Source organism: Micromonospora sp. NPDC050495 (genome assembly GCF_040655175.1).
GTDB lineage: Bacteria > Actinomycetota > Actinomycetes > Mycobacteriales > Micromonosporaceae > Micromonospora.
Window position 1 is genome coordinate 78,787 of the sequence record NZ_JBFAJK010000013.1, and the last position, 14,025, is coordinate 92,811.

The following is a 14,025-nucleotide window of genomic DNA, read 5'->3' on the forward strand; positions in this document are numbered from 1 at the left end:
CCCAGCCCGCCCCGGTCATCCGACGCCGGCTGAGGCCCGGCCTCTCGCTCAGCCGGTCGGCTCGGGCGCGGTGATCGGCAGCCCGACCGCCAGGACGTGGGGCCGCGACCGGACCTCGTCGATCGCGGCGAGCAGCCGCTCGTCCGGGACCGCCAGGCCCCGGCCGCCGACCACCGGTGGCGGTATCTGCCGCACGGCCAGGCGCAGCCGCACACCGCCGCCGTCCCACAGGCTGGCCCCGGCGATGTCCGGCCAGGCGTACCGGTGCCAGCCGTCGCGCAACCCGCTCGCGGTCAGCGCCACGCGGTCCGGGAACCGCACCTCCTGGTAGACGCAGACCCCCAGCCCCAGGGCCACCACGCCGAGCAGGACCGGTCGGGCGGCCGCCCAGGACCCACCGTCCGGCAGGAGCGAGACCACGCCGACCGTCAGGGTCGTCACCATGGCCGCCGTCGCGATCAGTTCCACCCAGCCCGCAGCCGACCGGCGGGTGACGAAGCCTGGTTCCACGCCGTGCCGGCCGAACACCCGGGCGCGCCAGACGAGCCGGCCGGTCCGCCGGGGCCGCCACCGCTGCTGCCCCAGGTGCACCCCCGCCGCCACCCACGCCAGGCCCCGGACATCATCCAGTTGGGACGCGGTCAGCGGGAGCAGGACCCGGGCGGCCACCACGGCGACCGCGCCGCCGACCACGAGGGACAGCAACCGCCGGGGCCAGAGACCGTCGCGACCGGGCCGCGCCGCCGCCAACGGCTCGGAGGAGAACACGCCCGCAGGGTACGCGGAGCCGGCCAGAACCGGTCCGGACAGCGCTGCGACGGCGGCGCGGTCGAGCGGCCGTACCGCCGACGGCGGTGGCTCAGCCCAGCCGGGTGAGGCCGCCGGCGGCCCGCTCGATGATCAGGCAGCGGTCCTCGACGTAGTCGATGCCCGCCTCCTCGGCGATCCGCCGCGCCTCGGCGGAGAAGATCCCGAGCTGCAGCCACACCGCCGGCGCGCCGATCGCCACCGCCTGGCGGACCACCTCGACCGCGTCGGCGGCCGGCCGGAACACGTCCACCAGGTCGACCGGGTGCGGGATGTCGGCCAGCGTCGGGTACGCCTTCTCGCCGAAGAGCTCGTCCACGGTGGGGTTGACCGGGATGATCCGCCAGCCGTGGCGCTGCATCTCCAGCGGCACCCGGTGCGCGGCCTTGCCCGGGTCGCGGGACGCGCCCACGACGGCGATCACGGCGGAGTCGGCGAGGATCTGCTGAGCGGAACGCATCCGCCGAGCCTAACTCCGCCAGCGTCCCAAGTCCTGCGGGTCAGACCTGGCCGGCCAGCGGCACCCCGGCGAGTTCCCGCCGGAGCCGGTCGTACTCCTGCGCGGTGCCGATCGCGGCCCGATGTTCGGGGTGGGCGACGTAGTACTGGATGGCGGCGGCCAGGAAGTCCGGCGCGACGGTCAGGTCCCGCACCGCCACGAAGGCGCCGCGGCGGGGCCAGCCGAGGCTGCGGCGGACCAACTCCGGGCGGGCGATCGGCAGCCGCAGGAACCGTCCGGCCGCGCCCGGCCCGGTGGGCGCGCCCGCGCCGATCGCCTCCCACGGCACCACGGTCATCGGTCGGGGCGCGCCGGAGGCCACGCCCTCGGGGGTCAGCGTCACGAACGGCACCAGCCACCAGGACCCGATGGCGAACCCGGCGGCGACCAGCAGGTACGCCGCCATGAAGGACCGGTCCCAGCCGTCCACGGCGGACCCCGTGAGGGTGTAGATCGCGTAGTAGACGAAGTATCCGCCGAGGGCCGGGCCGTAGAGGACACCGCGCTGCGGGGGCGCGAAGAAGGCACCGGCCGTCTCGTCGACCCGCAGCCCTTCCCGGCCGGGCCGGCGCACGACCTCGCGGGTGGCCATCCCGAGGAAGAACAGGATGGGCAGCAGGGTCAGGGCCGCCACCGGCCCGCTGACGGACCGTAGCCCGATCGCCGCGAGCGCGAGGCCCACGCCCAGCGCCAACCCGAGGAGGACGAGCTGACGGCGGCGGCGCAGCACCGCATCGATGATCTCCTGCACAGGCGGAGCGTAGGTGATCGGCGCTACAACAGGGAGAGCTGTTCGGCCACGGGTGGCGGGGGCGGATCGGGCGGCCGGCGGTTGTCGCCGACCTCGCCCCGGTGCAGGCCGTGCCGGCGGGCCGCGATCCGCACCCGCGCGGTCAGCTCCCGCTGGTAGGCCTGCGGGGCGTACGAGCCGGCGCGGTAGAGCTGGCGGTAGCGGGGGACCAGTTGGGGGAACTCCCGGGCCAGCCAGTGCGCGTACCACTCGCGGGCGCCGGGGCGCAGGTGCAGGGCCAGCGGGGTGACGCTGGTGGCCCCCGCGGCGGCGATCGCGGCCACCGTCGCGTCGATCGACTCGTCGTCGTCGGTGAGCCCGGGCAGGATCGGCGCCATCAGCACCCCGACCTGGAAGCCGGCGTCGGTGAGCTGGCGTACCGCCGCCAGCCGGCGGCGCGGGCTCGGCGTGCCCGGCTCGACCGCCCGCCACAGCGCCTCGTCGACGAAGCCCACCGAGTACGACAGCCCGACCCGGGTGACCTCGGCGGCCTGGCGCAGCAGCGGCAGATCCCGCAGGAGCAGGGTGCCCTTGGTCAGGATGGAGAACGGGTTGGCGAAATCCCGCAGCGCCTCGAGGATCGCCGGCATGAGCCGGTAGCGCCCCTCGGCCCGCTGGTAGCAGTCCACGTTGGTGCCCATGGCGATGTGCGCGCCGCGCCAGCGCGGGGCGGCCAGGTCCCGGCGGACCAGCTCGCCCGCGTTGACCTTGACAATCACCCGGCGGTCGAAGTCCGCCCCGGCGTCGAGGTCGAGGTAGGTGTGGGTGTTGCGGGCGAAGCAGTTGTGGCTGACCACCCCGTTGGCGATGAAGTCGCCGGTGCCGGTGGTGATGTCCCACAGCGGCAGCTCCAGGCCGAGATCCTCGATGCCGACCACGCGCAGCTCCGCCTGGCACTTCAGGGCCGCGCCCGCGATGGACCGCTTGCCGGTGATCGCCGGGTCGGTGAGGTGGAAGAACCGCAGCCGGGTGGGGAGGCCGCCGGTCAGCCGGACCTGGCGGACCCGCTTGGGATGGCCGGGATCCTCCAGGACCCAGCGGAAGCCGAACCGGTCGAGGGCGTCGGCGACCCGGTCGAGGGCCGCGTCGTCCCGCATGCCGATCCGGAAGACGCCGCGGTGGCAGCTGCCCTCCGCGTCGAAGACCCCGGCCAGGAACCCCAGCCGCCAGTCGTCCGTCGGCGCCTCCGGCCAGCCCACCAGCTCGGCGATCGCCTCGACGTCCCGCTGTCGGGCGGTGCGGATTGCGGTGCCGGCCCGGCGGGCCGAGGTCACCGGGACGAATCGGGCCCGGTGCGCGTCGATCCCGGCGTCGGCGAGGAACCGCGTCGCCCGGCCGAGCGCCTCGTCGTCGGTAACGGCCAGCCGGAACGGGCGATCGGGGCTACCGTCGCCGCGGACCGTGCCGCGGAGCCAACCCCGCCGGTAGTCGGCGGAGTCCTTGGGCGCGGGCGCGAAGCGGCCGGTGCCGATCAGGCGGTTGCTGGTGGTCAGGTACGGCCGCTTGCCGGGCCCGCCCATCGCCCCGGTCACGTGCTTCCAGCCGCGCTCGGTGAGGAACCGGTGGTCGCCGCTCGCCACCAGCGTGGTGCCGTCGGCCAGGGTGACCCGGTGCGCCCGCTTCACCGTCGACCACGTGTCGAGGACCGTGGTGATCACGTAGCGCCGGTAGGCGCCCCGGCGTTCGGTGCCGTAGATCCGGTCACCCGGCACCAGCTCGCTGATCGGCTTCGTGCGCCCGTCTGCCATGAGGATCGGGGTGTCGCCGGCGAGGCAGTAAACGCAGGCATGGGAACAACCCCGGTAGGGGTTGATCGTCCACTCGAACGGGACGCGCGACTGGCCGGGCACCCGGTTGATGATCGACTTTGCCCGCACCTCGTAGAACGTCATGCCGGCGAAGCCGGGGGTGTCGAAGGTGCGGGCGACGGCGCCGGGGAGCGCCAGCGGCAGGGGTGGAGTCGCTGGCGCTGCCCCGTCGGGAGTCCCCTCGTCCGGGGGAGCGGAGAGGTTGTCCCAGCGCATGGCCCTCATTCGAACATGCGTACGAAGATTGTGCAAGTGACGCGGCGGACACCGGCGGTCCGGGAGGGGGCGGGCGGGTGCAGGATGGGGGCATGGAGACGTCGACCTTCGTCTACGACGGCGACTGCGCGTTCTGCACCCGCTGCGCGGAGTTCATCGAGCGCCGGATCCCCACCGGCGCCCGGGTGCTGCCCTGGCAGTTCGCCGACCTGGCCGCGCTGGGCCTGACGGAGGCCGAGTGCGAGGAGGCGGTGCAGTGGGTGGGTGCCGACGGCTCCCGCGCCGCCGGCCCCGACGCCATCGCGAAACTGCTCGGCGGGAGCGCGCCGCTCTGGCGGGCCGCCGGCGCCGGCCTGCGCTTCCCGCCGGTGCGGGCGGTCGCCTGGCCGGCGTACCGGTGGGTGGCCCGCAACCGGCACCGGCTGCCCGGCGGCACGGCCGCCTGCGCGCTGCCGCAGGAGGCCCGGGAGCGCCTGTACGGCCCGACCGGCCGCCCGTCCGCCGGCGCCTGACCCGGTTCAGCCGGCCGTCCCGGTTCGGCCGCAGGTTCCCAGCTCGGCCGGCGGTTCCGCGCGGGCCGGCGGTTCAGCCGCCGGTGGCCGGCTCGGGCGCCGGATCCGCGCCGGCCGGCGGTGCGGCCGACGCGGTCTCACCGTCGGGGTCCCGGGCGGGGTCGCGCCGGCGGGTGAGCAGGCGCCGCGCCCAGAGCACCGGCCGGATCCGCTCCAGCGGCAGGAAGCTGGTCATCGCCACCAGGTGCGGCGCGAACGAGATGGTGATGGTCGCGATGGTGACCAGGTGGAACGAGTAGAAGAAGCCCACCGCGGCCGGCCGCCAGCGGGCCGGCAGCACGAACACCAGCGGGCTGAGCAGCTCGAAGGCCAGGATGCCGAACTGGGCGACGATCAGCAGGTGGGGCACCTGCGCGATCAGGTCGGCCAGGTCGGTGCCGCGCCGGATGATCGCGCGGGCCAGCACCGAGCCGGTGGCCCAGTCGAGGCCGCCGAAGCGGAACTTCGCCCAGGCGGCCAGGAAGTACGTGCAGATGACCGCGATCTGGGTGACCCGCAGTGCCCAGCCGCCGGCCTCCGTACGGGTGGGGTCGCCGTGCCTCGCCCGCCCGGCCGTGGGCAGGACGGCGAGCGCCACCAGGAGCCCGAACCGGTCGTGGTCGACCTTGCCGTAGCTCATCGCGACGATCATCCACTCGAAATAGAGCGCGAAGACCGCCCAGCCGAGCAGCCGGGGCGCCCGCCCGGTCGCGGCAAGCAGCGCGAGCACCAGCAGCACCCAGAAGATCACGCCGACCAGGACCGGCGTGGGGGTGGGCAGCGGCAGCAGCCGGCCGATCAGCAGCGGCCGGTAGAGGTCTCCGGGCACGTCGACCCGGCTGCGCACCCAGGGCGTGAAGATCACCAGGTCGGCGGCGACGAAGAGGTAGACCAGGGTGCGGAAGGCGGCCACCCGGCCGCGGGGGACCGCCTCGGTCAGCCAGCCGGTCACGGGACGGCCTGCCAACGTACGGCGGTGCGGTCCGTCCAGCGGCCGGTGGGGCGGCCGCCCTGGATGTCGTACCAGCGGATCACGATGCGGACCTCGACCAGCGCGGGGGCGGCGGGGTGCCGCTCGGCGTACGCGTCGGCGACCCGGCGCAGCAGGGCGGGGTCGGCGGCGTACCGGGACTGCTGGCCCTCGATCTCGGCCCGGCGGATGCCGGTGGCGTCCTGGCCGAGCGCGACCACCGCGCCGGTGCCGTCGACGCCCTCGACCCGGGTGTCCGGCGCCGGTGCGTCCGGCGGGTCGGAGGTGGAGTACATCCGGAAGGGGCCGAACGGGAAGTCGTCGTCGGCGCCGCGCAGGGTGCCGGCGAGGAGCAGCGCCAGCCCGAGCGCGGTGGCGCCGAGCCGGACCGCGCGCCCGCGGGTGGTCAAGGTCTCCATCGGCTCCGGACGATACGGGATCGACCTGGGCGGAAGGTGTCGGTCCCTCGTCCATTCCTCGCTGGCCGTGTCGCTGGTCCGGACCCTCCTGGGCCCGGTATGACGACGGCCGGACCCTCCCGGGCCCGGGCACGACGACGGCCGGGCCCCCGTCGCGGGGGCCCGGCCGGTGGTCGGTCGGTCAGTGCTGGTGGCCGTGCTCGGCCAACTGCTTGCGGACCTGCTCCATGTCGAGCTGCTCGACCTGCTCGATCAGGTTCTCCAGAGCGGACTCGGGCAGCGAGCCGGGCTGGGCGAAGACGATGACACCGTCCTTGATCGCCATCACGGTCGGGATGGAGCTGATGTTGAACTTGACGGCCAGTTCCTGCTGCGCCTCGGTGTCGACCTTGCCGAACACGATGTCCGGATGCTTCTCCGAGGAACGCTCGTAAACCGGGGCGAACCGCTTACAGGGACCGCACCAGTCGGCCCAGAAGTCGAGCAGGACGATGCCGTCCTGCGCGGTCACCTCGTCAAAGTTGGCGGTGGTCAGCTCAACGGTTGCCATGGCAACTCTCCGATCGGCGCGGATTGACTACGTCCGGTGGAACCAGGGTGGATGCCCTGGAATTCCCGTGAGCCAGGTGACGAAACGCTGCGGAGCGTAGCGGTGGCGCTCCGCATGCATCGAGAGGGCTCAGTTTTTCCCGGCCCTGCTGATCGCATGTGCATGTCGCACTTGCGTGACCCGACGTGATGGGAGCGTTTCCAGGGAGATCACGTTCCGTGCCTGCTACGTATCGGTAACTTGGCGCTTGACGAGCGACTATTCGGTCATGGAGATCGCTTAGGGATTGATCCACAGTTACGCTTCGTATTGTTACGAAAAGATAAATGTGATGCCGGTCTCTGTTGGTGCAGTACCCGCGTACGGCAGAATCTTCCCCATCAGAGCGTGGGCGGCGGGTGCCGGGGAGGGCCCCGCCGCTCATTGCGTCTCCCCCCGGTTCGGTCCGGGTGTGACATTTCCGCATCGCGCGCGCCCCCGCCACCGCCTTAACAAGCGGTAAGGCATGCTGTGCCGAACTCCATCGCCGCCCGTCGAAGGGGACAAGGATGCAGTTCGGCCGCTACTACGAGGAGTTCGAGGTCGGCGCGGTCTACCGGCACTGGCCGGGCAAGACGGTCACCGAGTACGACGACCACCTCTTCTGCCTGCTCACCATGAACCACCACCCGCTGCACCTGGACGCCCACTACGCCGAGTCGGCGAGCCAGTTCAAGCGCAACGTGGTGGTCGGCAACTACATCTACTCCCTGCTGCTCGGCATGTCCGTGCCTGACGTCAGCGGCAAGGCCATCGCCAACCTGGAGATCGAGTCGCTGCGGCACGTGGCCCCGACCTTCCACGGCGACACCATCTACGGCGAGACCACCGTGCTGGACAAGCGGGAGTCCGCCTCGAAGCCGGACCGCGGCGTGGTCGCCGTGGAGACCCGCGGCTACAACCAGGACGGCACCCTGGTCTGTGTCTTCCGCCGCAAGGTGATGGTCCCCAAGCGGGAGTACGCGGCCGCCGCGGTGCCCGCCGGCGTGGACCCGGAGCGGCCCAGCTTCCCCGAGCCGCGCTGACCCGACGGTCCGGCCGGGCCCGCCGCGGCGTTCCGCGCCGGGAGCGGGCCCGGCCGCCGTCACGGGGCATATGCTGACGCCGGAGGTCCCGCGATGAGCGAGTGCAGCGCGCGCATCACCAGGTCCGGCGGGTCGGTGCCGCCCGGCGCCGCGGAGCGAGCCGGAGTGGCGGCATGAGATCCTCCGCCGCCGAGCCGCCCTCCGCCGGGCGCCGCGCCGCACCGCTGACCACCTCCGTCTACTCCGCGGCGGAGTGGGACCTGCTGACCGACCTGCCGGGCCGGGTCCTGGTGGCCGCCGCCTCGCCCGCCCCGGGACGGCCGCCGCGCGGGGTCGCCGCCGGCCTCGCCGGCCTGGACGCGGTCGCCGCCGGCCGGGCCTTCGACAGCGACCTGGTCCGGGCCGTGGTCGCCGCCATCTACGCCCGGCACGACGGCAGCGCCGCCCGGGACGAGCGCCTCACCGACCTGGTCGACCTCCTCGCCGCCTGCCGAGCGACGGTACGGGTGCTGCGGCGCCGCGCCGACCCGGCCGACTCGGCGGCGTACCGGCAGTGGGTGCAGTCCGTGGCCGCCCGGGTCTGCCGGACCGGGGACGACGGGTCGAGCCCGGCCGACCGCCGCTTCCTCGACCGGCTCGGCGGCGCGCTGGACCTGCCCTGAGCGGGGTGGCGGCGGGCGGCGCCGGCCGCGGCCGTACCCTCTGGAGACCGTGACCGACGACCAGTTCGACGTGGGGGTGGGGCCCTGGCCCGGCGACCCGCCGGACGACCCCCGGTACGACCCGGAGCTGCTCGCCGAGGGCGACCGGCGCAACGTGGTGGACCGCTACCGCTACTGGCGGCGGGAGGCCGTGGTGGCCGACCTGGACCGGCGCCGCCACGACTTCCACGTGGCGATCGAGAACTGGCAGCACGACTTCAACATCGGCACGGTGGTCCGCAACGCCAACGCCTTCCTCGCCGCTGAGGTGCACATCGTCGGGCGGCGGCGGTGGAACCGCCGGGGGGCCATGGTGACCGACCGCTACCAGCACGTCCGGCACCACCCGACGATCGAGGAGTTCGTCGACTGGGCCGCGGGGCAGCGGCTCCCGGTGGTGGGCATCGACAACCTGCCCGGCTCGAAGCCGCTGGAGACGAGCAGCCTGCCCCGCCGCTGCGTGCTCCTCTTCGGCCAGGAGGGGCCCGGGCTGTCCGACACCGCCCGGACGGCCTGTGACCAGCTCTTCTCGATCGCCCAGTACGGCTCGACCCGGTCCATCAACGCGGGCGTGGCCAGCGGGATCGCCATGCACGCCTGGATCCGCGCGTACGCCGGCCCGCCGCCGGCCTGAAGCCGGGCTGCCCCATGCTGCCGCGCTTTGCGGGATTCCCGGTGTCGGTTCCGCCGACGGATGGAAATACCCGAGCCGGTCCGCGCGGTTCGCTTGACGGCCCGACGGTCCGGGACGACGGTGGGAACGTGAGCGTCGCGGTGAGCTGTCCGAGGTGCGCGGGCCCGGTCCGGGAGCCGGACCTGATGCACGGGGAATCGCGCTGCCTGCGCTGTGGCCCGGTGCCGCCGCTGCACGTGCCCGAGCACATCAACGCCGAGATCATGGCCAGCGTGGTGGAGCGGGTGACGGCCGCCGCCGGCCCCGCCGGGCGGGCGGGCGTACCGCTCTGGTGCCCGTGGCCGCTGCCCACCGGCTGGACCCTGACCGGGGTGGCCTGGGCCGGCGACGACCGGAGCGGGATCCGCGCCACCGCGGTGGCCTGCGCCGGGCCGGCCCCGCTCGACGGTGGACCGGCCGACCTCCTCTTCGTCGCCGAGGACCCGGGGGTGGGACTGGGCTCCCGCTTCGCCGCGCTGCCCGGACCCGACCCGGGACCCCAGGTCGCGGAGGCGCTGACCGATCCCGGCCCTGGTCATCCCGAGCGGGTGCCGCACGCCAAGATCAGGGTGGGCGGCCACCCGACTCCACTGTGGCTGGTGAATTCACCGACGGATCGAAGCGCGTACGCCGGCGAGGCTCGGGGAATGTGGCTGCATGCGATAGCCTGGCCGGCGAGTGCGGGTCACCTCCTCGCGGAAGAAGTCGTGCTGCACGACCTCACCGAGTGGACACCGCCCGAACTCGTGTACGGCGCACCATCTCCGTACCTGCACGGGCGGGCCTGACCGGCCGGCACCGGCGGAGCGGAGACGAACGCAGATATTCACTGTACGACACCATGCTGATACTCTGGGTGCCGCTGCGGTAAACGGACCCGGCGCCGCGCGAGAGGATGGCCCGCTATGGTCAAGAAGGTCCTCACCTGGGCCGGCATCGCATTCTTGATCTTCTTTGTTGCGTACCGGCCAAACTCCGCCGCCGACGTGTTCAAGTCCCTCGGCGGCGGCATCATGGACATCGCCCAGGGCTTCGGCGACTTCTTCACGAGCCTGGTCGCCTAACCACCGATGGGCAGCCCCTCCGGTCCACCCTTCGACCCGGACGACCCCGACCGGGAGCGCCGGGAACGCGACACCGAGCCGATCCCCAGGATCGACCCCGATGACGGTCCCGGCTTCGGTTCGGGCTCGGCCTACGGCACCGGGCCGTCCCTATCGGACGACGCCGCCTTCGGTGACGGGCCCGGCTACGCAGGCGAGGGTCGCTCCGGGCGCGCCTGGATCCGGGATCCGGAGGCCGGCTACCAGCCACCGCAGATCTCCGAGGACGAACTGGCCGGGCTGCGCGCCGACGCGGCCGGCGCCGGCCCGCGCCGGGTGCTGCCGCTGGAGGACGAGCCCAGCTCGCTGGTGGCCCGCTACCTCTTCCCCACCGAGCGCTACCGGGGCGAGTGGAAGCGGCACTGGATCCACCTCTCCACGCCGATCATCGTCGGCGTCGCGGCGACCTTCGTCCTCGGCTACCTCTCCGGCTTCCTGGCCGGCCGGGACGTCGGGGCGTTGACCACCGTCGCGGTGCTGCTCTGGTTCGCCGTGATGGGCTGGGTCGCCTGGCGGGTCGCCGACTGGTGGTACGACCGCTTCATCCTCACCAACAAGCGGGTGATGGTGGTCAACGGGATCATCACCCGCCGGGTCGCGATGATGCCGCTGGTCCGGGTCACCGACATGAAGTACGAGCAGACCCCGACCGGCCGGGCGCTCAACTACGGCACCTTCGTGCTGGAGTCCGCCGGCCAGGAGCAGGCTCTCCGCGAGATCAAGAATCTGCCCAACCCGAACGAGCTCTACCTGCGCGTGGTCGAGGAGATGTACGAGCCGCAGGCCGTCGAGGCCCGGCTGGGCAAGGAGGCCGACGAGGCCAAGGCCGACGACGGGGCGTGAAACTTTCCGACCGAAAATCGGATGTGTCTCGCACCTCTTGCCGTCGACTCGGCCCGCTCCGGCATGGGAGCCTGCCAGGCAGAATGGGCGGCGTGGAGGTGATCGGTGGCCGGCAGGGACCCGCTGGAGGAGGAGTTCCGTGAGTTCGTCGCGGCCCGCTCCAGTGCTCTGCTGCGCACCGCGTACCTGCTCGCCGGGGACTGGGCCACGGCCGAGGACCTGCTCCAGACCGCGCTGACCAAGACCTACCTGGCCTGGAAACGGCTGGGTGGGATCGAGGCCATCGAGCCGTACGCCCGCCGGGTCATGGTGAACACGTCCACGAGTTGGTGGCGGCGGCGCTGGCACGGTGAACGCCCGACCGAGGTGCTGCCCGAGCGGGCCGGCGTGGACGAGATCGAGCAGCAACTCGACCGGGACGTCCTCTGGCGGCACCTCCAGGCGCTCCCGGCCCGGCAGCGGGCCGTGCTGGTGCTCCGCTACTACGAGGACATGTCCGAGGCGCAGACCGCGGCCCTGCTGGAGATCTCACCGGGCACCGTGAAGAGCCAGACCTCCCGGGCGTTGAACACCCTGCGCCGCCGGTTGGGCTCGGCGAGCGCTCTCGGGCTCCCCGCCGACGCGGAGCAGGCGGCGCCGGCCCGGCCCGCGCCGGGTACCCCGGCCACCCCACGCTCGTCCGCCCCGGCCCCCGTGCCGCGCCCGGCCGCCGTGCCGCGCGGCCCGGTCGTATCGGGTACGGCGGCCGCGTCCCGCACCCCGGCCGTGCCGCCGCCCGCGCCGTCGTCCGCACCGCCGCCGCGCCCCGCGCGACCTGCGGCGGCGCGACCCGCCGCCCGGCCGGTCGGCGTCGTGCCGGTGGAGACCTGATGAACCGCACGTCGAATCCCGGCGACAACCAAACCGGCACCCCGCAGCGTCCATTCCGCGTGACCGAGGACGAGCTGGAGCGGGCGTTGCGCGAGACCCTGGCGGGTCGCGTCGCCGCACCGCAACCGCTCGCCGCCGACCCGGCCGCCGTGGCGCTCCGGCGGGCCCGGCGCAGCGGCCGGCGCCGCGCGCTGACCGGCCTGGCCCTGGCCGGCGTGGCCACCGTCCTGGTCACCGCCGGCATGGCCCAGCTCGGCGAGCCCGGCGGCAACCGCGGCACCCCCACCGTGGTGCTCGGCGACCCGCGCGGGTTCTCGCCCGCACCGCTGTCCACGGCCACCGCCCCGTCCCCCGGCCCGGTCCGCGCCGAGCTGGACCTGATCCTCGGGTCCCGGCTCGAGACCAGCGGCGGCGAGCAGCAGGAGCTGACCAACGTCGGCCCGGTCGAGCGGGCCCAGCGCCTCCCCGACGCCGGCGGCTGGCTGATGACCTCGGCCACCCCGGCCGGCCGTACCCTCTGGTGGCTGCCGCCGAACGGCACCCCGCCGCAGGTGCTGCTGGCCGGCGCCGACGCCGTCGCGGTCGCCGCGAACGGCCGCCAGGTGTCCTGGCGCGACGGGCCCAAGCTGCACGCCGCCGGCCTGGTCGGAGGCCAGCTCATCGCCGCCAACGAGACCCCGGCGCCGGCGGGTGCCGAGCCGGTCGGCTTCGCCGGCGACGCCGTGCTGATCCGGCAACCCGGCCGCAGCGGGTTCGCGACCTGGTCGCGGACCGCGGGTGCCCGGCCCGGCCCGACCGCCCCCAACGTGCTGGCCGTCTACGGGGAACTGCCGGACGGGCGGGTGGTCGGCCTGGTCACCGCCGGCAGGCCGGGGCGGCCCTGCGTGGCGCTGCTCGACCCGGCCCGCGGCCTCACCCCGGTCCGCACCGGCTGCGGCCCGGAGCTGGCCGTCGACGGTCTGGGGGCGATCTCCTGGGACCAGCGCTGGTTGCTGCTCAACGGGGCCGGCCGGGCGGCGCTCCTGGTCGACCTGCGTACCCTCGGCGCCACCGTGACCGCCCACCCGGCCGGACCGGCGGTGGTGGCCGGGGTGGCCTGGACCGCGGCCGGGGTGGCCATGCACGTCGACGCCACCGGCGGGCTGGTCCGGGTACGCCCGGACCGGGTGCTGGACGGCGAGCGACCCACCGCCTCGACCATCGACGGGGTCGCCCCCGGCGACCGCCCGGTCGTGGTGGCGGATGCCGGGGCGTGACCCCGGCGGCCACCCGGACCGGGCGGTAGCGTCGGCGGGATGAGCGCCCCGGCCCGGATCGACCTGCACGCCCACTCCACCGCCAGCGACGGCACGCTCAGCCCGGCCGACCTGGTCCGGGCCGCCGCCGACGCCGGGCTGGACACCGTGGCGATCACCGACCACGACACCACCGCCGGCTGGGACGCCGCGGTCCGGGCCCTGCCGCCCGGCCTCGCCCTGGTGCGCGGCGCGGAGATCTCCTGCCGCTGGTACGGCGTCGAACCGGCGATCCCGCTGCACCTGCTCGCCTACCTCTTCGACCCGGACGAGCCGGCGCTGGCCGCCGAACTGGCCCGGATCCGCGCGGCCCGGGAGGTCCGCGCCGAGCGCATCGTCGAGCTGCTCCGGGCCGACGGCGTCGAGGTGAGCTGGCCGGAGATCCTGGCCGGCGCGGGCGGTGGCGTGGTGGGCCGGCCGCACATCGCGCAGGCGCTGATCCGGGCCGGGCTGGTGGCCAGCACCACCGAGGCGTTCGGGCCGCGGTGGCTGGGCGAGCGCTACCGGCTGCCCAAGGAGGACGTCGACGTGTTCCGGGCGGTGGCGCTGGTCCGGGCCGCCGGCGGGGTGCCGGTCTTCGCCCACCCGAAGGCCAGCCGGCGCGGCCGGATCGTGCCGGACGAGCTGATCGTCGACCTCGCGGCGGCCGGGCTGGCCGGGCTGGAGGCCGACCACGAGGACCACTCGCCGGTCGAGCGGGCCCACGTCCGGCGGCTCGCCGCCGAGCTGGGCCTGCTGGTCACCGGCTCGTCGGACTTCCACGGCACGCACAAGACCGTCCACCTCGGCGCGTTCACCACCGACCCGGCCGCGTACGAGGCGATCGTGGCCGCCGGGGTGACCCCGGTCGCTTCAGGCTGAACCCG

17 protein-coding genes are annotated in these 14,025 nt (G+C 74.3%); 10 read left to right on the forward strand and 7 right to left on the reverse strand.

The annotated features are described in order from the left end of the window. Window positions 1-48 precede the first annotated feature (48 nt). The 4 genes from AB0I11_RS15805 to AB0I11_RS15820 form a co-directional block, all read right to left on the reverse strand. Window positions 49-768 carry a hypothetical protein gene (locus AB0I11_RS15805; protein ID WP_357319848.1) on the reverse strand — a complete coding sequence of 240 codons (720 nt, stop codon included), beginning with the start codon at window positions 766-768 and terminating at the stop codon, window positions 49-51. A gap of 91 nt (window positions 769-859) precedes the next feature. Beyond that, entirely contained in the window at window positions 860-1,267 is a 408-nt protein-coding gene (locus AB0I11_RS15810; protein ID WP_357319851.1) for a CoA-binding protein, read from the reverse strand. Window positions 1,268-1,307: 40 nt separating this feature from the next. Beyond that, window positions 1,308-2,057 carry a hypothetical protein gene (locus tag AB0I11_RS15815; protein WP_357319854.1) on the reverse strand — a complete coding sequence of 250 codons (750 nt, stop codon included), beginning with the start codon at window positions 2,055-2,057 and terminating at the stop codon, window positions 1,308-1,310. 23 nt (window positions 2,058-2,080) lie between these two features. Further along, window positions 2,081-4,129, reverse strand: coding sequence for an intein-containing Rv2578c family radical SAM protein (locus AB0I11_RS15820; protein ID WP_357319857.1), 2,049 nt, complete (start codon window positions 4,127-4,129; stop codon window positions 2,081-2,083). Window positions 4,130-4,212: 83 nt separating this feature from the next. On the opposite strand from AB0I11_RS15820, the gene AB0I11_RS15825 reads away from it, so the two are divergent. Beyond that, window positions 4,213-4,632: a DUF393 domain-containing protein gene (locus AB0I11_RS15825; RefSeq protein ID WP_357319860.1), complete on the forward strand. Its 420-nt coding sequence runs from the start codon at window positions 4,213-4,215 to the stop codon at window positions 4,630-4,632. A gap of 73 nt (window positions 4,633-4,705) precedes the next feature. Here AB0I11_RS15825 and AB0I11_RS15830 read toward each other — a convergent pair whose 3' ends face one another. The 3 genes from AB0I11_RS15830 to trxA form a co-directional block, all read right to left on the reverse strand. Beyond that, on the reverse strand, window positions 4,706-5,623 hold the full coding sequence (locus AB0I11_RS15830; RefSeq protein ID WP_357319865.1) for an HTTM domain-containing protein: 918 nt from the start codon (window positions 5,621-5,623) through the stop codon (window positions 4,706-4,708). Continuing rightward, window positions 5,620-6,060, reverse strand: coding sequence for a hypothetical protein (locus AB0I11_RS15835; protein WP_046563146.1), 441 nt, complete (start codon window positions 6,058-6,060; stop codon window positions 5,620-5,622). The genes AB0I11_RS15830 and AB0I11_RS15835 overlap by 4 nt, the downstream gene beginning before the upstream one ends. 181 nt (window positions 6,061-6,241) lie before the next feature. Continuing rightward, window positions 6,242-6,610 (reverse strand): thioredoxin, encoded by a 369-nt coding sequence (trxA, locus tag AB0I11_RS15840; RefSeq protein ID WP_046563145.1) that lies wholly within the window; start codon window positions 6,608-6,610, stop codon window positions 6,242-6,244. Window positions 6,611-7,158: 548 nt separating this feature from the next. Here trxA and AB0I11_RS15845 point away from each other — a divergent pair. The 9 genes from AB0I11_RS15845 (at window position 7,159) to AB0I11_RS15885 (ending at window position 14,020) form a co-directional block, all read left to right on the forward strand. Next, entirely contained in the window at window positions 7,159-7,674 is a 516-nt protein-coding gene (locus AB0I11_RS15845) for a MaoC family dehydratase (protein ID WP_357319870.1), read from the forward strand. Window positions 7,675-7,847: 173 nt separating this feature from the next. Beyond that, a complete protein-coding gene (locus tag AB0I11_RS15850; protein ID WP_357319873.1) occupies window positions 7,848-8,336 on the forward strand; it encodes a hypothetical protein in 489 nt (162 codons plus the stop codon). Between the two features lie 49 nt (window positions 8,337-8,385). Beyond that, the gene (locus tag AB0I11_RS15855) at window positions 8,386-9,009 is read left to right on the forward strand and encodes an RNA methyltransferase (RefSeq protein WP_357319876.1); all 624 of its coding nucleotides are present in this window, start codon (window positions 8,386-8,388) and stop codon (window positions 9,007-9,009) included. A gap of 140 nt (window positions 9,010-9,149) precedes the next feature. After that, a complete protein-coding gene (locus AB0I11_RS15860; RefSeq protein ID WP_357320072.1) occupies window positions 9,150-9,836 on the forward strand; it encodes a DUF6758 family protein in 687 nt (228 codons plus the stop codon). Window positions 9,837-9,953: 117 nt separating this feature from the next. Further along, the gene (locus tag AB0I11_RS15865; RefSeq protein WP_007455302.1) at window positions 9,954-10,112 is read left to right on the forward strand and encodes a hypothetical protein; all 159 of its coding nucleotides are present in this window, start codon (window positions 9,954-9,956) and stop codon (window positions 10,110-10,112) included. 6 nt (window positions 10,113-10,118) lie between these two features. Next, complete coding sequence (locus AB0I11_RS15870) at window positions 10,119-10,994, forward strand: PH domain-containing protein (RefSeq protein ID WP_357319878.1); 876 nt, start codon at window positions 10,119-10,121, stop codon at window positions 10,992-10,994. Window positions 10,995-11,099: 105 nt separating this feature from the next. Next, window positions 11,100-11,864 carry a SigE family RNA polymerase sigma factor gene (locus AB0I11_RS15875; RefSeq protein ID WP_357319881.1) on the forward strand — a complete coding sequence of 255 codons (765 nt, stop codon included), beginning with the start codon at window positions 11,100-11,102 and terminating at the stop codon, window positions 11,862-11,864. 59 nt (window positions 11,865-11,923) lie between these two features. Next, a complete protein-coding gene (locus tag AB0I11_RS15880; protein ID WP_357319884.1) occupies window positions 11,924-13,120 on the forward strand; it encodes a hypothetical protein in 1,197 nt (398 codons plus the stop codon). A gap of 39 nt (window positions 13,121-13,159) precedes the next feature. Further along, window positions 13,160-14,020: a PHP domain-containing protein gene (locus AB0I11_RS15885; RefSeq protein WP_357319887.1), complete on the forward strand. Its 861-nt coding sequence runs from the start codon at window positions 13,160-13,162 to the stop codon at window positions 14,018-14,020. Window positions 14,021-14,025: the final 5 nt, after the last annotated feature.

Coding starts and splice junctions, on each gene's coding strand:
- AB0I11_RS15810 (WP_357319851.1), bottom strand. CDS start 1,267: ATGCGTTCCGCTCAGCAGATCCTCGCCGACTCCGCCGTGATCGCCGTC.
- AB0I11_RS15820 (WP_357319857.1), bottom strand. CDS start 4,129: ATGAGGGCCATGCGCTGGGACAACCTCTCCGCTCCCCCGGACGAGGGG.
- AB0I11_RS15825 (WP_357319860.1), top strand. CDS start 4,213: ATGGAGACGTCGACCTTCGTCTACGACGGCGACTGCGCGTTCTGCACC.
- AB0I11_RS15835 (WP_046563146.1), bottom strand. CDS start 6,060: ATGGAGACCTTGACCACCCGCGGGCGCGCGGTCCGGCTCGGCGCCACC.
- trxA (WP_046563145.1), bottom strand. CDS start 6,610: ATGGCAACCGTTGAGCTGACCACCGCCAACTTTGACGAGGTGACCGCG.
- AB0I11_RS15845 (WP_357319870.1), top strand. CDS start 7,159: ATGCAGTTCGGCCGCTACTACGAGGAGTTCGAGGTCGGCGCGGTCTAC.
- AB0I11_RS15850 (WP_357319873.1), top strand. CDS start 7,848: ATGAGATCCTCCGCCGCCGAGCCGCCCTCCGCCGGGCGCCGCGCCGCA.
- AB0I11_RS15865 (WP_007455302.1), top strand. CDS start 9,954: ATGGTCAAGAAGGTCCTCACCTGGGCCGGCATCGCATTCTTGATCTTC.
- AB0I11_RS15870 (WP_357319878.1), top strand. CDS start 10,119: ATGGGCAGCCCCTCCGGTCCACCCTTCGACCCGGACGACCCCGACCGG.
- AB0I11_RS15885 (WP_357319887.1), top strand. CDS start 13,160: ATGAGCGCCCCGGCCCGGATCGACCTGCACGCCCACTCCACCGCCAGC.